The 18,916-nt window shown below is 57.6% G+C and carries 18 protein-coding genes and 4 tRNA genes; 12 read left to right on the plus strand and 10 right to left on the minus strand.

The features are described 5' to 3' along the window. Positions 1 to 286: 286 nt before the first annotated feature. Positions 287 to 1,687 carry a PTS transporter subunit EIIC gene (locus tag GDJ93_RS00805; RefSeq protein WP_152067400.1) on the minus strand — a complete coding sequence of 467 codons (1,401 nt, stop codon included), beginning with the start codon at positions 1,685 to 1,687 and terminating at the stop codon, positions 287 to 289. Positions 1,688 to 1,696: 9 nt separating this feature from the next. After that, complete coding sequence (locus GDJ93_RS00810; RefSeq protein WP_138339597.1) at positions 1,697 to 3,115, minus strand: glycoside hydrolase family 1 protein; 1,419 nt, start codon at positions 3,113 to 3,115, stop codon at positions 1,697 to 1,699. A 151-nt stretch (positions 3,116 to 3,266) separates the two neighbouring features. On the opposite strand from GDJ93_RS00810, the gene GDJ93_RS00815 reads away from it, so the two are divergent. The 12 genes from GDJ93_RS00815 to rplA all read left to right on the plus strand — a co-directional run bounded on the left by GDJ93_RS00815 (position 3,267) and on the right by rplA (position 8,884). Further along, a complete protein-coding gene (locus tag GDJ93_RS00815) occupies positions 3,267 to 3,581 on the plus strand; it encodes a MurR/RpiR family transcriptional regulator (RefSeq protein WP_193221401.1) in 315 nt (104 codons plus the stop codon). Beyond that, entirely contained in the window at positions 3,578 to 4,099 is a 522-nt protein-coding gene (locus GDJ93_RS00820) for a hypothetical protein (protein ID WP_152067402.1), read from the plus strand. Before GDJ93_RS00815 ends, GDJ93_RS00820 begins: the two co-directional genes overlap by 4 nt. A 403-nt stretch (positions 4,100 to 4,502) precedes the next feature. Continuing rightward, a tRNA-Tyr gene (locus tag GDJ93_RS00825) sits at positions 4,503 to 4,584 on the plus strand. A gap of 10 nt (positions 4,585 to 4,594) precedes the next feature. Further along, positions 4,595 to 4,670: transfer RNA gene (locus GDJ93_RS00830), tRNA-Thr, on the plus strand. A 3-nt stretch (positions 4,671 to 4,673) separates the two neighbouring features. Further along, a tRNA-Met gene (locus GDJ93_RS00835) sits at positions 4,674 to 4,750 on the plus strand. 96 nt (positions 4,751 to 4,846) lie between these two features. After that, positions 4,847 to 6,037, plus strand: coding sequence for an elongation factor Tu (tuf, locus tag GDJ93_RS00840; protein WP_035137538.1), 1,191 nt, complete (start codon positions 4,847 to 4,849; stop codon positions 6,035 to 6,037). A gap of 279 nt (positions 6,038 to 6,316) precedes the next feature. Then, entirely contained in the window at positions 6,317 to 6,466 is a 150-nt protein-coding gene (gene rpmG / locus GDJ93_RS00845) for a 50S ribosomal protein L33 (RefSeq protein ID WP_022093895.1), read from the plus strand. Between the two features lie 13 nt (positions 6,467 to 6,479). After that, a tRNA-Trp gene (locus tag GDJ93_RS00850) sits at positions 6,480 to 6,555 on the plus strand. A 76-nt stretch (positions 6,556 to 6,631) separates the two neighbouring features. Then, entirely contained in the window at positions 6,632 to 6,970 is a 339-nt protein-coding gene (secE, locus tag GDJ93_RS00855) for a preprotein translocase subunit SecE (protein ID WP_152067403.1), read from the plus strand. A gap of 3 nt (positions 6,971 to 6,973) precedes the next feature. Further along, on the plus strand, positions 6,974 to 7,510 hold the full coding sequence (nusG, locus tag GDJ93_RS00860; protein ID WP_006234984.1) for a transcription termination/antitermination protein NusG: 537 nt from the start codon (positions 6,974 to 6,976) through the stop codon (positions 7,508 to 7,510). Positions 7,511 to 7,630: 120 nt separating this feature from the next. Beyond that, complete coding sequence (rplK, locus tag GDJ93_RS00865) at positions 7,631 to 8,059, plus strand: 50S ribosomal protein L11 (RefSeq protein WP_152067404.1); 429 nt, start codon at positions 7,631 to 7,633, stop codon at positions 8,057 to 8,059. A 117-nt stretch (positions 8,060 to 8,176) separates the two neighbouring features. Further along, positions 8,177 to 8,884: a 50S ribosomal protein L1 gene (gene rplA, locus GDJ93_RS00870; RefSeq protein ID WP_152067405.1), complete on the plus strand. Its 708-nt coding sequence runs from the start codon at positions 8,177 to 8,179 to the stop codon at positions 8,882 to 8,884. 287 nt (positions 8,885 to 9,171) lie between these two features. Here the strand turns inward: rplA and GDJ93_RS00875 are convergent, their stop codons facing one another. The 8 genes from GDJ93_RS00875 to GDJ93_RS00910 form a co-directional block, all read right to left on the minus strand. After that, positions 9,172 to 9,882: a metallophosphoesterase family protein gene (locus GDJ93_RS00875; protein ID WP_152067406.1), complete on the minus strand. Its 711-nt coding sequence runs from the start codon at positions 9,880 to 9,882 to the stop codon at positions 9,172 to 9,174. After that, entirely contained in the window at positions 9,879 to 11,795 is a 1,917-nt protein-coding gene (locus tag GDJ93_RS00880; RefSeq protein WP_152067407.1) for a BMP family ABC transporter substrate-binding protein, read from the minus strand. Before GDJ93_RS00880 ends, GDJ93_RS00875 begins: the two co-directional genes overlap by 4 nt. A gap of 92 nt (positions 11,796 to 11,887) precedes the next feature. Further along, positions 11,888 to 12,655, minus strand: a complete 768-nt coding sequence (locus tag GDJ93_RS00885) for a mechanosensitive ion channel family protein (protein WP_152067408.1) — start codon at positions 12,653 to 12,655, stop codon at positions 11,888 to 11,890. Between the two features lie 128 nt (positions 12,656 to 12,783). After that, entirely contained in the window at positions 12,784 to 14,808 is a 2,025-nt protein-coding gene (locus GDJ93_RS00890; RefSeq protein WP_152067409.1) for a bifunctional metallophosphatase/5'-nucleotidase, read from the minus strand. 158 nt (positions 14,809 to 14,966) lie between these two features. Continuing rightward, positions 14,967 to 15,761, minus strand: coding sequence for an ABC transporter ATP-binding protein (locus GDJ93_RS00895; protein ID WP_055250279.1), 795 nt, complete (start codon positions 15,759 to 15,761; stop codon positions 14,967 to 14,969). Beyond that, the gene (locus tag GDJ93_RS00900) at positions 15,754 to 16,677 is read right to left on the minus strand and encodes an ABC transporter permease (protein WP_152067410.1); all 924 of its coding nucleotides are present in this window, start codon (positions 16,675 to 16,677) and stop codon (positions 15,754 to 15,756) included. The genes GDJ93_RS00895 and GDJ93_RS00900 overlap by 8 nt, the downstream gene beginning before the upstream one ends. 203 nt (positions 16,678 to 16,880) lie before the next feature. Further along, positions 16,881 to 17,861 (minus strand): ABC transporter substrate-binding protein, encoded by a 981-nt coding sequence (locus GDJ93_RS00905; RefSeq protein ID WP_152067411.1) that lies wholly within the window; start codon positions 17,859 to 17,861, stop codon positions 16,881 to 16,883. A gap of 160 nt (positions 17,862 to 18,021) precedes the next feature. Beyond that, entirely contained in the window at positions 18,022 to 18,807 is a 786-nt protein-coding gene (locus GDJ93_RS00910) for a hypothetical protein (protein WP_117745796.1), read from the minus strand. Between the last annotated feature and the right edge of the window lie 109 nt (positions 18,808 to 18,916).

Here is an 18,916-nt window from a genome sequence, read left to right on the forward strand (position 1 = left end):
CGGTGTCGCGCGGGACCGACAGCGCCTTCGCCGCCGACTCGGAGCCGTGGCCTCGCTCGAAGAGCCCGATCGCCGCCTTCCTGGCCACGATGTCGTGCTTCACCCTCAAGTCGACACGCATAAAAAGCCTCCCATTTCTCATGTCCAAGAAATGGGAGGCAGTTCATTGTGGAATCGGGGTCGTTTGTGCCTGAGGAATCCGAATGGATTAATCGAGCTCCTAAGGGACTTCTTGGGTTCTTGCTAATGGTCTGCCGAGGATGTCCCCAATGCAAGCAGCGGGCATCTACTCAATATAGTTGGGATTCTTCTTGATGATCACGCGTGCAGCGATGAACGAGACGACGATGGCGATGACGGCGACAACGCACGCCAGTACGAAGTTGCCCATGGATCCATCGGGAGCGATAAAGATCAGCGCAGAAAGAAGACCGGGGCATGCTCCCGCAACATACTCCTTCAGGACGAAGATACCTGCAGGGAGTCCCGCGCAGAGGGCGCCGATTGCCGTGCCGACAAGCAGGCGGGGACGCTCGATGAGGCAGCCGTAAAATGCGGGCTCAGTTACGCCACAGAGTGCGGTGACGGCAACCGTGGTGACCATACCTCTCTTCTCCTTGTTGCCTTTCATTGCAGTTGCCAAGGCGAGACTCGTGCCGCCAATGCAGAGGTTTGAGATGAAGCCAAAGATGATGGGCGCCCAGCCGAGCTGCGCCAAGCTCGTAACTTCGATCGCGATGTAGGCCTTATCAAGACCGAGCATGACAAAATAGGGGTTAAGGGCTGCAAGGATTGGAGTAGCGATAAATGCCACGTTATCCATGAGCCACGTGGCGGCATCACTCAGCGCGTAGCCCATCATGCTGCCGGCGGGGCCGAGGATAATCAGCTCAACAGGCACGACGATGAACATGGTGAGCAGCGGCTTCAAGAACAGTTTGGTAATGTCGGGGATGATTTTCTGAAGACCGCGATCAACAAAGTACATGAACACAACGCCCAGTACGATTGGCACCACCGTGCTCGAGTAGTCATTCGTCGGGATGGGGATGCCAAGAAAGTCGAGACCCTCAGCACCGCTAATAGACGAGCTAATCATGATTGCGCCCAGCAGTGCGCCCATGATAGGCTGCATCTTCATGACGGCGGCGAGCTGATAGCCGAGGTAAACGGGCAGGAAGCTAAATGAGGCGCTGAAGATCGCCAGCAGAACCTGGGCGGTTCCGCTATCGGTGCTCAATCCACAATAATTGACCAGGAGATTCTTGATCGAAAGAATGAGTCCGCCAACGATGAGCGCCGGGACGATGGGCATGAATACCTGTGCAGAGACGTTCCCGAATTTCTCAATCAAGCCCATGGCGGTGTTACCGCTTTTAATGCCTTCTGCAAGGTCTTTGGCGGTTTGGGCATCGTCGGCAACCGTGCCACCGCCGACTTCGATTCCCACGAAGTCGAGGAAGTCGTTGTAAGCCTCGGTGACGTTGGGGCCGATGATCACCTGAAGCTGGCCACCGCTGACTACTGCCCCGAGCGCCTGGTCGGCCGATTTGGCGAGCTGGAGATCGATGATCGAGGTGTCTCGTGCGTCGATGCGAAGGCGCGTCGCACAATGAGTTACCGATGTAATGTTCTCTTTGCCGCCAACAGCCTTTAGGACTGTTTCGGACATTGCCTGATATTTCATCTCTTTCTCCTAACCTTCCTGCTCCTGATACTTCGAGATAAGGTCTCGGTACCAATACCAGCTCTTTTTGGGGGTGCGCTCCAGATTGTTCTCGAAGTCGATATGGACAAGTCCGTATCGTTTTTCGTAGCCGTTGATCCAGCTATACAGATCCATCGTCGACCAGAGGTAGTAGCCCTCAACGCGCGCGCCGTCGCGCTTAGCCCTCATCATGTGCTCGATGAACTGGCCCAGAAGCTCGATGCGGTCATCATCGTGGATCATTCCGTCTGCGTCTGGTTGCTCATAGGCGCCATGTCCGTTTTCCGTAATAAAGATGCGGGGCGCGTCATAGCGCTCGTGGACATCCATGATGGTTGAATACATGCAACTTGGGAGTATTTCGCGGCCCCATTTATTGCGGGGAACATTGCTGTCGCGGGCGCTTTCAAACAAGGGCGCAATGCATTTTCCTTCGACCTTTTTGCTCGAACCGCCCTTATTGTTCGCCGAAACGGCAAGCTCTCCACCGTGCCAGTCGGTTACATACTCTCGGCAATACACGTTGAGTCCAATAAAATCGACTTTACCGTCGCTGAATTCTTCTACGTCATTTGGGGATCGATAGAGCGAGACGCCAAGTTTTTCAAGGATTTCGTCCATTTCTGGCGGCAGTTGACCCTGAAGCGCTGGTGCCAGAATCATGCGATTGGCGAAAAAGTCTGCGTATCGAAATACGTCATCGGGGTGCTCGGTTGCCGGGTCGAGTTCGACAACGCCGCCATCGTGGACGGCGCCGATGATGCCGTCGTAGCCCATTTGACGATATGCTCGGACTGCGAGTGCGCTTGCGCGCATCAGGTTGTACTGAAACTGCATGTACGACTGAACATCGAGCGATCGATTGGGGGGATAGTTGCCCAACATGTTTACGCAGTAGCTGTAGAAATGCGGCTCGTTAACGGTAGCCCAGATTTTGACGCGGTCTCCAAAGCGCTCAAAGCAAATCTTGGCGTATTTGCAGAACCACTCTGCCATGTCGTTGTTCAGCCATCCGCCTTTGCAAGCAAGCGTGAATGGCAGATCGTAATGGAACAGCGTAACGTTGGGCTCTATGCCATTTTCGAGGCAGCAATCAATGACCCGATTATAAAAATCGATACCCTCTTCATTCACTTTGCCGATACCGGTGGGGATGATTCGACTCCATGAAAGAGAGAAGCGATAGGTGTTTTGTCCGCCTTCTTTCATCATGCGGATATCTTCTTCATAGCGATGGTAGAAGTCGCAAGATACATCACCGTCAACATGGTTGATGTTCTTATTGCTTGTGTGGCTAAAGAAATCCCACTCACCGAGGCCTTTGCCGTCTTCGTTCCAGGCACCCTCGCACTGATAAGACGCCGTGGCGGAACCCCAGAGAAACGGCATGTTGTTCACGTTGCCCATGAATCCCCTTTCCATCATTCAACACGGTGGATACGTGTGGCGGAATTATGATTAAGATGACGTCAACTGATTTGAATCATAGGAGAACGACCAAAGCTGTTTGATTCAATAAATGAATCATGATTTCGAGGAGAGCGGAAAGAGGGATCACGTGAATATCAATGACTTCGATGTGCTCAATCGCATTAGCTCCATCATCAACAGCGAGTTTGGGTCAAACGATGCCGCCATCGCTCGATATCTCATCGCTCACATTAGGCGTTCGAGCGAAATCAATGTTGCCGCAATAACCCGCGATGCATTCGTGACCCGTTCCGCTGTTCGTCGTTTCTGCAATCGATTGGGCTACCAGTCTCTTAGCGATTTGAAAGAATCATTTACTCAGTCAGTCTTTTCAAGCGACTTAAGCCATCGAGAGGAGGAATTTGGCTACGAGGAGTACAGGGCAGAGCTCGACTTCGCATGATCGAGATGTTCGCTGAGGTTGAAAGCGGCGTGTCCGATATCGCTATTAAGCATCTTGTCGACGAAATTGATGGCCATAAAAACGTTGAAATCTGGTGCACCAATAATGTGAGCGCCAATCTCGTACGATTTCAGCAGGAAATGTTTTATGCGGGCAAGATAGTTCGCATAGTTGCTGGGGCTAACGTCGCGGAATTGAAAAACATGGGAGACGCTTCGCAGTCATTGATAATTCTCGTATCGGTCTCCGGGCTATTTGCGTCCCAGGCGCGTGAGTATCTTGATTGCCGTTCGGGCAGGAAGATTCTAATTACTGCGTTTAGCAACGATGACAAATCGAGGTCTTTTGACCGTGTATATCGTCTTGGTAATGCGGGAAACGGAATTGACCGACTCGGCGTTTATTCGAAATACGCCATGACTTATTTTTTCGACTTGCTATCGTCGTGTTACTTGAGTCGCTACCCCTGCACCAAGGGGGAGCCGCTCTATGGGTCTACTTTGGCCTGGCCCGAGTAGTTGCGGCTTTACAGTTCTCTCGCCTGGAGAATGAACGTGGATAATCTGCCACTTTGGCCTTAGAGCCGCGCTAAAAGTGGGAGATAATCCACGCTCAATCGTGGCGTGGAAGCCCGATCTCGACCTATATATAGGTGCAAATAAGCCGTTATCGAAGTTCGATCCTGAAGGTGTACTCCACTACACCAAAGTGTTACCTCGGGAAACGTCACCTCAGTATCCAAAACCACCGTCCTTCATATCCAAACTCAACAAAACCGCAGGTCACAGCTATATAGATACGCCCGGCACCGTGTATCTAGAGGTTTTCGTTGACAGCCCCCAAGGTTGCATCGTATTATCTTTTTCGTTCGCGGGGGCGGCGGTCCAAAAGACCAAAGGACCTGCGGATACTTGAACGATTGGGAGTTTGCCCGAGTGGTTAATGGGGACGGGCTGTAAACCCGTTGGCTCTGCCTACATAGGTTCGAATCCTATAGCTCCCACCCGTCAAGTGCCTGTATAGCTCAGTCGGTAGAGCACTTCGTTGGTAACGAAGAGGTCACCAGTTCAAGTCTGGTTGCAGGCTCCATCCGGCGGTGTAGCTCAGTTGGTTAGAGCACACGGTTCATACCCGTGGCGTCACTGGTTCGAATCCAGTCACCGCTACCATAGGTAACACGGTGGCTTCTCAATAGTATGTTGAGAGGCCACTATGGTATAAAGGCAAAGTCCCGTCCGGGGACGACCTGTTTAGAGGAGGGCTTTATGGCCAAAGAGAAGTTTGAGCGCACTAAGCCGCATGTTAACATCGGCACCATTGGTCACGTCGACCACGGCAAGACCACGCTGACCGCTGCCATCACCAAGGTTCTCTCCGAGACCGAGGGCTGCAAGGCTGACTTCACTGCGTTCGAGAACATCGACAAGGCTCCCGAGGAGCGCGAGCGCGGCATCACGATCTCCGTCTCCCACGTTGAGTACGAGACCGCTGCCCGTCACTACGCTCACGTTGACTGCCCGGGCCACGCTGACTACGTCAAGAACATGATCTCCGGTGCTGCTCAGATGGACGGCGCTATCTTGGTCATCGCCGCTACCGACGGCCCCATGGCTCAGACCCGCGAGCACATCCTGCTCGCCCGTCAGGTCGGCGTTCCCTACATCGTCGTCTTCCTGAACAAGTGCGACATGGTCGACGATGACGAGCTCATCGACCTCGTCGAGATGGAGACCCGTGAGCTCCTCTCCGAGTACGATTTCCCCGGCGACGACATCCCCGTCATCCGTGGTTCCGCTCTGGGCGCTCTCGAGGGCGACGCCAAGTGGATGGACGCTATCCGCGAGCTCATGAAGGCCGTCGACGAGTACATCCCGACGCCTGCTCGTAACAACGACCTCCCGTTCCTGATGGCCGTTGAGGACGTTATGACCATCTCCGGCCGTGGTACCGTTGCTACCGGCCGTGTCGAGCGCGGTGAGCTCAAGCTCAACGAACCCGTCGAGATCGTCGGCATCAAGGATACCCAGAACACCGTCGTTACCGGTATCGAGATGTTCCGTAAGTCCATGGACTTCTGCGAGGCTGGCGATAACGTCGGTCTGCTGCTCCGCGGCATCAAGCGCGAGGACATCGAGCGCGGCCAGGTTCTCTGCAAGCCCGGTTCGGTTACCCCGCACACCAAGTTCACCGGTGAGATCTACGTTCTGACCAAGGAGGAGGGCGGCCGTCACACCCCGTTCTTCGATGGTTATCGTCCTCAGTTCTACTTCCGTACCACCGACGTTACCGGTACGGTCAAGCTCCCCGAGGGCACCGAGATGGCTATGCCTGGTGACCACATCACCATCGAGGGCGACCTCATCCACCCGATCGCCATGGAGGAGGGCCTGCGCTTCGCTATCCGCGAGGGTGGCCACACCGTCGGTTCGGGCATCGTCTCCACGATCATTGAGTAAATTAGCTCTTTGATATAGCTGACTTAGAGAACCCGGCACTTATATGGGTGCCGGGTTCTTTTCTGCAATGGATATTGAGCCGTTGCTGGTGTCGAGAGGATCGATAATGGTCCTGGATGCACCGTCGATTAGCTCTCGATGGCTTCATTGATGTGTTCCAAATATGAATGGATCCACCGAGAACCAATTGACTCGAGGTTTTCATTGACAGCACTTACGTGGAGCTGATAAAGTAACAACTCGTGCCCGTACGGGGCGGAAATGAAAGGTTCAGGATACATGCGTACTCTAGTTACTCTTGCGTGCACTGAGTGCAAGCGCCGCAACTATACGACCACCAAGAACAAGTCGACCATGCCTGATCGTATGGAGATTAAGAAGTATTGCCCCTGGTGCCGTCACCACACGCTGCACAAAGAGACTCGCTAGTCTCTAGTCACATACGCCAGTAGTTCAATTGGTAGAGCATCGGTCTCCAAAACCGAGTGTTGAGGGTTCGAGTCCTTCCTGGCGTGCCAGTCATTATTCCGTAAGCTCCCACTTGGGGGCTTACGGTTTACTCATGTATAAGCGCATTGCGCGGAGGTAACCCAAATGGCCAACAAGAAGAACAAGAAGAAGGCTCAGCAGCCGGCACCTGCCAACAGCGCTGCCGCCAACTCCAAGGTTGAGGCCAAGAAGGCCGTTGCCAAGAAGAACGAGAAGGCTGCTAAGTCCAAGAAGAACGAGAAGCCTGGTTTCTTCGCCCGCACCAAGAAGTATTTCGCTTCGGTCAAGTCCGAGATGAAGCGTGTCACGTGGCCCGATAAGAAGGAGCTCGTGAACTACTCGGTCGTCGTTTGCGCTTCTCTGATCGTCGTCGGCGTCGTCATCGCTCTGCTCGATGCTGGCTTTGGCGAGGCTCTTGCTCTGTTCTCTGGATTGAGGGGCTAAACCATGTCTAAGCGTTGGTACGTCGTTCACACTTACTCTGGATACGAGAACCGCGTTAAGTCCGATCTCGAGCATCGCATCGAGACCATGGGCATGCAGGACCGTATCTTTGATATCGAGATTCCTATGGAGCGCGTCACCGAGATTAAAGAGGGTGGCAAGCGTGAGACCAAGGATTCCAAGATCTTCCCGGGTTATGTCCTGGTCCGCATGGAGATGGATGACGATGCTTGGACGTGCGTTCGTAACACGCCTGGCGTCACCGGTTTCCTGGGCGGTAACGGTAAGCCCGCACCGCTTTCCCGCGACGAGTACAACAAGATGACTCGTCGTCCCGGTAAGGGCGATTCGCCCAAGCGCACCTCGGTTGATATTCAGGTCGGCACGTCCGTCCGCGTCACCGATGGCCCGCTTACCGACTTTGATGGCAAGGTCTCCGAGGTTAACACCGAGGCAGGCAAGCTCAAGGTCACGCTGATGATCTTTGGCCGCGAGACGCCGGTCGAGCTCGACTTTAACCAGGTCGCTGTCATCGCTTAAGTTTTCGTCCGTTCGCGCGAGCGTGCTTCTTCTGTGACTGCTCATCTCAGGAGTGCTTCTAACACGTGCGTGCTTACGATATAGCAAGTACTTCACACTCGTGATTCGAAAGGAATGACCATGGCTGAGAAGAAGGTTGCCAACGTCATTAAGCTCCAGATTCCTGCTGGTGCAGCTAACCCCGCTCCTCCCGTCGGCCCCGCCCTGGGCGCAGCTGGCGTGAACATCATGCAGTTCTGCCAGGCCTTTAACGCCGAGACGCAGGACAAGAAGGGCGACATCATCCCCGTTGAGATCACTGTTTTCGAGGATAAGTCCTTCTCCTTCATCACCAAGACCCCGCCGGCGGCTCACCTCATCAAGAAGGAGCTGAACCTCAAGTCTGGTTCCGCTAAGCCCCAGGCCGACAAGGTTGGTCAGCTCTCCCAGGAGCAGCTCACCAAGATCGCCGAGATCAAGATGCCGGACCTCAATGCCAACGACATTGACGCCGCCAAGAAGATCATCGCCGGTACCGCCCGTTCCATGGGCGTCACCATCGCTGAGTAGCGATTTCTTATGGTAACGACGGGTGCTCCGACCGGGGTGCCCGTTAAATGTGTGCAATAGGGCACACGATACGATGTGGGAGGGCTCACGCCCGTTTAACCACAGGAGGTAATGCACATGGCTAAGCATGGTAAGAGCTATAACGCCGCTGCCGAGAAGATCGACCGCGCCACGCTCTACACCCCCCTTCAGGCTGCCAAGCTCATCAAGGAGCTCGACACCGCCAAGTTCGACGAGACCGTCGAGGCCCACTTCCGTCTGGGCGTCGATACTCGTAAGGCCGACCAGAACATCCGTGGTTCCATCTCCCTGCCCCACGGCACCGGCAAGACCGTTCGTGTTGCCGTCTTCGCCGAGGGCGAGAAGGCCCGCGAGGCCGAGGCTGCCGGCGCCGACATCATCGGTTCCGACGAGCTCGTCGCCCAGATCCAGAAGGGCGAGATCAACTTCGACGCCGCTATCGCTACGCCGAACATGATGGCCAAGGTTGGCCGCATCGGTAAGATCCTTGGTCCCCGTGGCCTCATGCCGAACCCCAAGCTCGGCACTGTGACCATGGACGTCGCCAAGATGGTCTCCGAGCTCAAGGCCGGCCGCGTTGAGTATCGCGCCGATCGCTATGGCATCTGCCACGTGCCCCTGGGCAAGAAGTCCTTCTCTGAGCAGCAGCTCGTCGAGAACTACGCTGCCCTGTACACCGAGATCCTGCGCGTCAAGCCCTCTTCTGCTAAGGGCAAGTACGTCAAGTCCATCTCCGTGTCTTCCACCATGGGCCCTGGCGTCAAGGTCGATCCCGCTGTCCAGCGTGACTTCCTGGCTGAGTAACTGCTAGTTACTGCCTGAGTACAGCAAGCATTGCTAAAGAAACCCGGTTCTGCCTTGTGCAGGACCGGGTTTCTTGCTATCTCGGGCCAAAACCACCACAAAGGGGACAGGCACCTTTGTGGTGGTTTGGGCACTTTGGCGTCAATGTTATGGTATCGCAGCGAGCCGGTTCCAAGTGCCCCAGGTCGCCCCGAAAGAGGAGCGACGCGTACTTTGGTACGCGAGCGACGGTCTGAGGGGCGAGATGGGGTGCTTGGGGCCGGCGCAGCGTCAAGCCTTAAAGGTGGTTACCAGGGTGTTCTGGCGGTTGAGGACTCGATGGCATCGTGGCGTTTGAGCTCGCGGCGCATGGTTTGCGAATTGAGCCAGGCTGCCTGCCAGCCGCGGATGGGGTAGCGCGTCTGGTCGAGCTCAAACTGCGTATAGCCGCAGGCGTTGATGATCGTCGTTCCACACGCATGCTGCCGTTCGCGCTGAAAATCGCAACCGTAGCTTTGGTGCACATGCCCGTGCACCATGTAGTCGGGATTCCAGGATTCGAGTGCTGTGTTAAAGCACTCGAATCCTCGATGCGGCAGATCGTCCAGATCACCCATACCGGCGGCGGGTGCATGGGTAAGCAGAATGTCGCACCCGCCGACCATCCTAACCTTACGCGACAGCTTACGCATGCGCTTGGACATCTCGCGTTCGGTGTACATGTTGGCGCCGTCGCGATAACGCATGGACCCGCCAAGGCCCGCAATGCGAATCCCTCGGTACGTGTACACGCTGTCTTCCACGCAGATACATCCGCCCGGTGCATGACGTGCGTAGCGGTCATCGTGATTGCCGCGCACGTAGATGAGCGGTTTGTTGATGACCGTAACCAAAAACTCAAGATAGTCCGGGTCTAGATCGCCGGCGGACAAAATCAGGTCGACTCCCTCAAAGCGTTCCTTGCGAAAGCACTCCCAAAGGCATCGTTCTTCGGTATCGGCTATGGCAAGGATTTTCATAGGGCAGGGACTTTCGGCTCATCGTCGAGCTGCGGAATGGTGCCTACCACGTTGTCCGCCAGCCAATTCATCTCGACAATCTGCGTGCTCGGCAGCGGAGGGAAGCCTTCGATCTGTACCACGCCGTTCTGGCTGTGGAGCTCGCCGCCAAAGGGGTTGATGGATCCCTCAACAATGCCATTGCGGAGGAGCTGAACAAGCTTGCGCGTCTGATAAGGCAGGCCCGGAGCGTAGCGAATGTCGATAACGCCTGAGCTCATGCCGTACCAGTAGTTGACGGCGCGCACTTGCTGCTCATCGGCGGTTTCGTCCCATGTGCCGTGCAGCAGGCTTTTCACGATAAGTTCGTAGTAGCGCCCCCAGTTCCAGACGGGCATGGCGATGCCGGTAACCTTGCCATCGACCAAGCGGTGAAGCCCGTAGGCAGTGGGATCTTCCAGCGACTTTGACATATCGGCGCCGGTCATGACGCTCACGCCTTCGCGGCACATGGCTTCGGCAAGACCACCGGCGGGCACATCGCCCCAGGTGAGGATGACCTGCGCGCGCGGGTCGAGCAGCGAGGCGCCAATCGCAAAGGCGTTGATCTCGCTGAGTGCGCCCGAGGCGAAGACCGACGCGTGGTAACCGATGCGGTGGTTGTCCGCCATGCTGGCGGCAAGGGCGCCCAGCAGAAACTTGGCCTCGTACATCTTGCCAAAGTACGAACGGACGCTTTGATGGGGAAGGCCGATAGAGCAGTTGAGGAACCGAACCCGGGGATACTCAACGGCAGCCCTGAGCGTGTATTCCATCAGGCGGTGCGAGGTCGAGAAGATGACGTTTGCTCCATGTTTGACAGCCGTTTCCACGGCGGCGTAGAACACATCCGGATCGTGGCAGTCCTCGAACGCCTCGGTGCGCACGATACCGCCAAAGTGCTCATCGAGATACTGGCGCCCTTGGTCGTGCAGGCTGTCCCAGCTCGACGTTGCACAGGGGAACTCATGGATAAAGGCGATGCGCAGGGGGTTGGCCGTCGAGTAGACGGTCTTGCCCATAAAGAAGTTGAGCACGTCGGAGGTGGACTTGGCGGGCGACTCCTCCTCGTCGACGCTCGGTGCTTCGACAAGATCGACCTTGTCCTCGTCATTTTTGCCGGCAATGACCAGCTCGCGCCAAATCTTGCACAGGCGGTTTACGACAATATCCGTCGGCGTATCCAGCAGGCGGTCCTGGTTGTACACATTGAGGTACACGAGCATGGCGTCGGCAGGCGTAATGTCCAGGTGGTCGCCGCCTGCGCGAAGGTAGGCGCGCTTAAAGAGCAGGAAGGTGTGGCGCAGGTAGTCGACCTTTTTCTGCGGCCATTTTTCGATAAGGTTCTGACCGAGCATCTTGGCGAGCGTTTCGTAGCTTCCCTCACGCGAGAACTCGATCTCGTATAGGGGGCAGACGCGCCAAAACGCGCAGAACTCGCCGTACAGGCGGCTTTCGACGGAATCCCATGTGCCGGGGTAGAGACGGGTGACCTTGGCCGAAACCGTCGGGGCGTCTAGGAATTTGAGGACACTGACGCGTTTGTTGCCTTCCTGGACATAGAACCGATGCATGAACTCGGTGACGATGACGGGGTCGCGATAGCCCTCGGTTACCTGGATGTCGTAGAGGTTGGACCACTTGCGGGCGAACTCGGTGTTAAACGGAAGCAGGGGCATAAAGTTACACGAAAAGGCGGACTGACGGCCCTTGGTGACCGTGCCGACGACCATTTCGAGCGGAATATCCCGCAGGCCGACATTCTCTCGCTGACCTAAGGGGAGCTGAGCAACCAAGCTATCGAGGTCCGTAAGGTATGGATGCCCGCTTTGGCTAATGGCGCGTCGACGTCCTTGCTCGCCGCGCTTGCGTGCTTGACGATAGGCCTCTTCCATAATGTTGCTCCCTTAGTCGTTTAAACAACTATATGAACCATGGTACCACGAATGAAAACCACTACAAAGATGCCTGTCCCCTTTGCGGTGGTTTAGGCGATGATGGGGGCGATGGCGCGGATGCAGGCGTCGGCTGCCGTGAAAGTAGTGCTGTCGTCGCTGACGATAAAGATGATCTTTCCTTTGATGCCAAAGTCGCCGATTTCGCTAAAGAGTACGTAGGGCTCCTTGTCAAAGCCCGAGATGGGAAGCACGGCGGCCTTGGTGGCGCTGGTCAGCTCGTCTGCCAGTGCGTCGAGCGAGGCCCACTTGGACGTGTCCTTTACGGCAACGGGTACAGCCACACGCCCAAAGGGCATGAGGTGCACGAGCGTGTTCTTGGAGATGTTGGAGTTGGGCACAATGATGGTCTGTCCACAGGCATCCTCAATCGTTGTATGGCGCCAAGTGATGTCTTGGACCACGCCCGACACACCGCCGACCTCGATATTGTCGCCGGGCTTGATGATGCCCATAAAGGTCACTTGCATGCCGCCGATAAGGTTTGACAGCGTGTCCTGAAAGCCGAGCGAGATGGCGATGCCGCCGACGCCAAGAGCGGCGACGAGCGCGTTTGCGTTAATGCCAAAACAGTTGTCGAGGATAAAGCTGCCGCCGATCATCCAGATGACGGCGCGCGCGATGTTGATGAAGATACTCGATGCCGGTAGCGGGTTATCGTCTCGGTTAAGCAGATGGTTCAGGGTCTTGGATACGACCTTGGCGGCGACGGCGGTGCCTATCGCCAAGATGACGGCCCAGATGATGTTGTGGACCCATCGTTGTGCAAAGAAATGAAGAATTGGCTCAAACAATTCCATGTAGGGAAACCTCCTAATGATCGTCCAACCATGATACCCACCAAGAAGCCCGTCCGATCAAATTCGGACGGGCTTCTGTGCTCGATATAAGGTTTACGCGGTGGGGCTGCAAGGCCCGGCGGTGTAGCTTAGCGTCGACGCTTCCAGATAATGCCGAGCATGATGACGATGATGCCGCCGATAAGGCACGCGCCAACTACTGCCAGCGTGCGGTCTCCCGTTGCGGCGAGCTTACCGGTCGTCTTCTTGGTGATGACCTTCGTGGTCGTCGTGTCCGTCTTAGGCGAGGGCTTAGGCGTCGGGGCCGGTGTGGGCGTGGGGTCCACGGCAGCGGAGCCAAAGCTGATGGTGCCCGCGAGCGAGGCCATCTTGCTCTCCCAGCTGTTCTGCCCGATCAACGCCCTTAGCGCTGACTCGCAGGTACCCCACTCGGTGTGCTTGGTGGCGTTTGCGAAGGTGGGGAAGTCGGTCGTGTTGGTGATGATGTAGTTGTTGGTGGCGACGGTATAGGCCTTGGCGGGGTCGAGCGTGCTGCCGTCCTTGGTGAGTGTGGCACTCACGATGCGCTTGCCTTCGGGCTGCGTCCAATCAATCGTCACGTTGATGCCGCCAAAGGAGAGAACGCTGCCAGAGTCATCGCGCCACTTGTACTTGTCTTGCGCCTCCTGCTCGGTGTGACCGGCCGCCACATAAGCCTGCTGAAGCTCGTAGCTGTCGTTGCAATCGTCGCTAATTTGTAGCGAGTGCTCGAGCGCTGCGAGGAAGTCCGCGCCGGTCATGGTCCAGGTCTCCACGGTGTTGCCGTAGGGCGAGATAGCGATGACGTTGCCGGCGGTCACGTTGCCCGCCGCGATGCCGCCGCGGATGCCGCCAGCGTTTTCGATAGCGAGGTCCGCGCTCGTCAGGGCAAGATAGGAGCCGCAAATCACATGGCCGATGGTCTGGGCCTTGGTGGTGTCGCCCTCCTTACTGGGGCGGAAATCGGTGGTGCGCACCATTTCCCAACCATGCGTGCCTGCGGCGTCCTCGCCGTAGAAATAGTTGGTGGTGGATGTGCCGAGCACCTTGTTCGATTCGTTTTCAAAGGCCTCGTCGAGCGGCTTGATCTTGTTGCGGACGTCTTCAAGGCGGCTTTGGTAGTCGGAGCCCTTGTCGGGGTCTGCCAAAAGGCCGTTGACGTTCTTGGCGGTGTAGAGCTTCTCGTCGCTGTCGTCTGCAGGGACCGTGACCGTGTCATCGTCGGTCGTCTCGGTGCCATTCGTGTCGTACTTGTACGGAATGGAAAGCAGCCCCACCTCGGCAAAGGCGCTGCCTGCCTCAACAACGTGGATCGTCTTGCCGTCGGCTCCCGTCACCTTCTCGTTAAGGTTGATGTGCTCGTGGCCTGCGATAAGGGCATCGACGCCACGGAGCCGCGTGGCAAAGGTCTTGGCGTTGAGTGTATGCGCGATACACACAACAACATCGCAGCCCTCCCTGCGCAGCTGCTCTGCCTCGGTATTGATGGCGTTCGCGGCACTCGAGAACGACGTACCCGCAACCAGGTCCGCGCGCAGCGAGGATTCCAGCGACTCATCCATGGCACCCACGACGCCGACCTTGATTTTGTAGTCGAATGCGGAGTGATCCTCGCTATCCTCCCAGGTGCGATCGAGCGTCTTCGTGATGCTCGAGCTCCATACGCCGCTCGTAGACTTTGCGTTCGCGCAGAGCATGGCGAAGGGCGTGCCGGTGGGGCTGTAGCCGGTCATGGTGCGGAGCTTGTCCGCGCCGTAGCTCCAGTCGTGGTTGCCCGGCGTGGTCGCGTCGTAGCCGTCTGCATAGAAGGTGTCCATGAACTCGGCGATGCTCTTGCCCTCGCTCATGGTGGCGAAGGACTGCCCGTGGAAGGTGTCGCCCGCATCGAGCAAAAGATCGGGGGTGTTGCCCTGGGCGCTATAAAGGACCGCCAGTCCGTCGAAGCCGACGGTGCCGGTGCCCTTGCTTTCGTTGTAGCTGTACTTGTAGCTGCCGTGGATATCGTTGGTGTGCATGACGGTCACAGAGCCGTCAATAGCGGCGGGCAGGTTCCCCGCGAAAGCGAGGCTTGGGATGCCTGCGAGCGCGCCGGCAAACAACGCGGTGGCTAACGCAAGGCGGGGGAGTCTTTTCATGGCAGTTTCCTTAGTCCTTAGCCAGAATGTCTGGTTGAATATCGGATTATCAGCATAATATGCGAAAACCGCCGCAAGGGCGTCTGTCCCTTAGCGGCGGTTTTGACGTTTGCGCAGATAAAACCTGCCAAAATAAACCTGTCCCTTTTTGGCAGGTTTTAGCTCAGCAGCATGCGGTCGTTGGCGAGCTCGCCGCCCGAGACCTCCTCGAACTTCTGCAGCAGGTCGGCTACGGTGAGCGACTTCTTCTCATCGCCTGCCACGTCGTAGATCACGTGGCCTTCGTGCATCATGATCAGACGGTTGCCCAGACGGATGGCGTCGTTCATGTTGTGCGTGACCATGAGCGTGGTCAGGTGGTTCTCGTCGACGATCTCCTCGGTCAGGTTAAGCACCTTAGAGGCCGTCTTGGGGTCGAGGGCCGCGGTGTGCTCGTCGAGCAGCAGCAGGCGCGGCCTGGTGAGCGTGGCCATCAGCAGGGTGAGTGCCTGGCGCTGGCCACCCGAGAGCAGGCCGACCTTGGCGTTGAGACGCGTGTCCAGACCAAGGTCCAGGCGCTTAAGCAGCTCAACGTACTCATCTTTCTCGGCCTTGGTGACGCCCCACGAAAGGCCGCGACGCTGGCCGCGACGCTTGGCGAGGGCCAGGTTCTCGGCGATCTGCATGTCGGCAGCGGTACCGCGCATGGGGTCCTGAAACACGCGGCCCAGGTACTTGGCGCGCTGCGACTCGCTCAGGCGCGAGATGTCGGTGCCGTCGAGCTCAATAACGCCCGAATCGAGCGGGTACACGCCGGCGATCATGTTGAGCAGCGTGGACTTGCCGGCGCCGTTGCCGCCGATCACGGTTACAAAGTCGCCGTCATTCAGGGTGAGGTCGACGCCGGTGAGCGCGCGCTTCTCGGTGACGGTGCCCTTGTTAAAGGTCTTCTTGACGTGCGAGAGCTTAAGCATCTGCCTCATCCCCCTTCGTGTAGGAGCTGCGGAGCTTATAGCGCTCCCAAACCACGGGCACGCACAGGGCCACAGCGACAATTACGGCGGAGAGCAGCTTCATGTCGTTGGCGTCCATGCCCAACTGCAGCACGATGGCGCGGATAAGGAAGTACACCACGGAGCCAAAGACGGCGGAGGCAAGACGGACGCTAAACTGCGTGAGGCCGCCGGGCAGCAGACGGCCGAGCACCTCACCGATAACAATGGCGGCAAGACCGATAACGATGGCACCGGTGCCCATACCAATGTCGGCATACTTCTGGCTCTGGCAGATAAGCGCGCCCGAAAGGCCGATGAGGGCGTTGGAGAGCACGAGGGCGATCATCTTGGTGGAGTTGGTGTTGACGCCCAGAGCGCGGATCATGTACTCGTTGTTGCCGGTGGCGCGCAGCGCCGAGCCGATTTCGGTGCCAAAGAACCAATACAGGATGGCAACGATAGCCACGGCGAGCAGGATGCCCAAGATGATAGCAACGGTGGACTGCGGCAGACCGGTCATATTGCTGACGGCCGAGAACACGGTGCCCTTGGCGAGGATGGGCGTATTGGATTTGCCCATGATGCGCAGGTTGATGGACCACAGGCTGATCTGCGTCAGGATTCCGGCGAGGATCGCGGGAATCTCAAAGACGGTGGTCAGGATGCCCGTGACGGCACCGGCGATGGCGCCGGCGCACATGCCGGCCAGCACGGCGAGCAGCGGGTCGACGTTATTGTTGACGATGAGTACGGCGCAGACACAGCCGCCGAGGGCAAAGCTGCCGTCGCAGGTCATATCGGGGATGTCGAGCAGGCGGAACGTGATAAACACGCCAAGCACCATAATGCCCCAGAGGACGCCCTGCGAAATGGCGCCCTGCAATGCAATGAGCATGCTTCATACCTCCTAGGATAGGGTGGACACGTGAGTCACCATGATAGCGGTAACAATGCATAGAAGAGTTACGGACAGACGTTTTGTTTTACCTGAAACAAGCAGGGCGGACGCCGGTCTACAGCGCCCGCCCCTGTGGCTCAGATATTGAATAACGCGGCTAAAGCGCGAGCACGGGCTCTAGACGCATGTCGCGTATGGCATTATGCGTCCAGGGCGGAAAGGTCGATGCCCAGGGCCTCGGCCATCTCGTCGTTTTTGACGACGACCAGGTCCTTGCTCGAGAGGTGCTTGATCGGCATATCCTCGGGCTTGGCCTTACCCTTCAGAATCTTGACGGCCATCTCGCCCGCGGCGTAGCCCAGGTCCTCGTAGTTGATGGAGAGGGTGAACAGGCCACCGGCCTTGCACATGCCCTCCTCGCCGGTCACGAAGGGGAGCTTGTTCTCCTTGCAGATCTGGCCCACCTGCGAGGCGCCCGCGGCGATGGTGTTATCGGTGGGGGAGTACAGCGCGTCGACCTTGCCCACGGCGGACTCGACGACGGACTGGATCTCGTTGGAGCTCGAGACGGTGAAGTCGGTGTACTCCAGGCCCAGCTTGTCGAGCTCCTTCTTGGCTGCCTTGATCTGGACGTCGGAGTTGGACTCGGCGGTGCAGTAGAGCAAGCCGACCTTTTTAACGTCGGGCAGGACCTTCTGCATCATCTCGAGCTGCTCGGCGACCGGGGTGAGGTCGGAAGCGCCCGTGACGTTGGTGCCGGGCTTGTCGTTGTCCTGGACCAGGCCGGAGGCGGCGTAGTCGGTGATGGCGCAGCCCACGATGGGGACATCGGCCGTGGCGCCGGCGGCAGCCTGCGCGGCGGGCGTGGCGATGGCATAAATCAGGTTGACGTTGTCGCCCACAAACTTGTCGGCAATGGACTTACACGTGGACTGGTCGTTCTGGGCATTCTTCTGGTCGATCTTGACCTTAAGGCCGCTCTCTTTGATGGCCTTGACAAAGCCGTCGTTGGCGGCATCGAGTGCGGAGTGCTCGGTGAGCTGCAGAACGCCGATGGTGTAGTCGGAACCGGCGGCAGCAGAGCCGGAGCCAGAGTTGCCGCCGCATCCGGCGAGTGGGGCGAGCGCGAGCAGGCCGGCGGAGACCAGAAGGCTCCTGCGGCTGATGGTGATGTCCTTCATATCATTACCCCCAGTATAAAAATGGCTGGAAACACTGCACTGGGACAAAGTGCAAGTGGAACTATAGTAGCGCTGATGTCCATTTTTACAACAGCCTGGCGGGTTTTTTAATACAGAATCGAATGGGCGGTACGGGTAGTCGAATGGGCGGCGGAGGGTCTTATGCGGCGGAGGAGGCGTCGTCCTCGTCCAGGGCGGCGAAGAGCTTCTTGCCGTCGAGCAGGCGCGTGCTGACGTTTCTCATACGGGCGATCTCGACGGTGCGCAGCGTATCGTCGGTGCCTCGGGCGTCGTAGACCGTTCCCAGCAGATACGAGATGCCATCGCGCTGCCTGATGGCAAAGGGACGGAGTGTCATCCGTGCTGCTTCGGTTTCGCCGCGTGTCGTGACGCTCGAAATATCAAAACTCACCGTGGTTCCGTGGTCGATGGCCTGCTCGACGAGCTCGCACGTGTCGATGCGCTTGATGGGCGTGCGTGTTGCCTTGGTAGCCTTGCTGCCTGCGCTTGGAGCGGGTTCGGGTGTATCGAGGTAGCCGCGAACGTCGGCGCTCGCCATGGCAACTAAGTGCTGCGCCATGCTCTTGCGGATAGCGATAGGCGTGGAGCGGTTGCGCATGACCATACCGTGGAGCCGGATGATCTCTTCGTCGGTGAGCGGGCGGGTAAGAAGTTTGTAGCCCACGCCGCGTTTGTACTCAATTTCGTATCCGGCATGGCGAAGTGCGGAGATGGCGGTGTAGATGCTGCGCCGCGCCGCCGAGATGGGCATGCGGGCGGGGTCGTCGGGATGGGCGAGGCGCCGGATCAGCTCATCGGAAAGCATGGCCTTGTCTTCGCCGGTGTTTTCGCTCAAGAGCTGCAGGATACGAACGGCGCGATAGGCTGCCATCGAGGCGGCGCCTCTCGTCGTGGTGTCGTAGGTTTCAACAGCGGCTTCGGTCATGGTGCCCACGTCCTTTCCGTTTTGGGTGGCGACGGTATGGAGCCTAAGACGCGGGGCTTTCCCAGGGGCGCAGGGCGCTCTGGGCGGTCGGTAGTCGTCGGCAAACGGC

This window comes from Collinsella aerofaciens, from assembly GCF_902501475.1.
Lineage (GTDB): Bacteria > Actinomycetota > Coriobacteriia > Coriobacteriales > Coriobacteriaceae > Collinsella > Collinsella aerofaciens_AL.

Coding starts and splice junctions, on each gene's coding strand:
- GDJ93_RS00805 (WP_152067400.1), bottom strand. CDS start 1,687: ATGAAATATCAGGCAATGTCCGAAACAGTCCTAAAGGCTGTTGGCGGC.
- GDJ93_RS00810 (WP_138339597.1), bottom strand. CDS start 3,115: ATGGGCAACGTGAACAACATGCCGTTTCTCTGGGGTTCCGCCACGGCG.
- GDJ93_RS00820 (WP_152067402.1), top strand. CDS start 3,578: ATGATCGAGATGTTCGCTGAGGTTGAAAGCGGCGTGTCCGATATCGCT.
- tuf (WP_035137538.1), top strand. CDS start 4,847: ATGGCCAAAGAGAAGTTTGAGCGCACTAAGCCGCATGTTAACATCGGC.
- rpmG (WP_022093895.1), top strand. CDS start 6,317: ATGCGTACTCTAGTTACTCTTGCGTGCACTGAGTGCAAGCGCCGCAAC.
- secE (WP_152067403.1), top strand. CDS start 6,632: ATGGCCAACAAGAAGAACAAGAAGAAGGCTCAGCAGCCGGCACCTGCC.
- nusG (WP_006234984.1), top strand. CDS start 6,974: ATGTCTAAGCGTTGGTACGTCGTTCACACTTACTCTGGATACGAGAAC.
- rplK (WP_152067404.1), top strand. CDS start 7,631: ATGGCTGAGAAGAAGGTTGCCAACGTCATTAAGCTCCAGATTCCTGCT.
- rplA (WP_152067405.1), top strand. CDS start 8,177: ATGGCTAAGCATGGTAAGAGCTATAACGCCGCTGCCGAGAAGATCGAC.
- GDJ93_RS00875 (WP_152067406.1), bottom strand. CDS start 9,882: ATGAAAATCCTTGCCATAGCCGATACCGAAGAACGATGCCTTTGGGAG.
- GDJ93_RS00880 (WP_152067407.1), bottom strand. CDS start 11,795: ATGGAAGAGGCCTATCGTCAAGCACGCAAGCGCGGCGAGCAAGGACGT.
- GDJ93_RS00885 (WP_152067408.1), bottom strand. CDS start 12,655: ATGGAATTGTTTGAGCCAATTCTTCATTTCTTTGCACAACGATGGGTC.
- GDJ93_RS00890 (WP_152067409.1), bottom strand. CDS start 14,808: ATGAAAAGACTCCCCCGCCTTGCGTTAGCCACCGCGTTGTTTGCCGGC.
- GDJ93_RS00895 (WP_055250279.1), bottom strand. CDS start 15,761: ATGCTTAAGCTCTCGCACGTCAAGAAGACCTTTAACAAGGGCACCGTC.
- GDJ93_RS00900 (WP_152067410.1), bottom strand. CDS start 16,677: ATGCTCATTGCATTGCAGGGCGCCATTTCGCAGGGCGTCCTCTGGGGC.
- GDJ93_RS00905 (WP_152067411.1), bottom strand. CDS start 17,861: ATGAAGGACATCACCATCAGCCGCAGGAGCCTTCTGGTCTCCGCCGGC.
- GDJ93_RS00910 (WP_117745796.1), bottom strand. CDS start 18,807: ATGACCGAAGCCGCTGTTGAAACCTACGACACCACGACGAGAGGCGCC.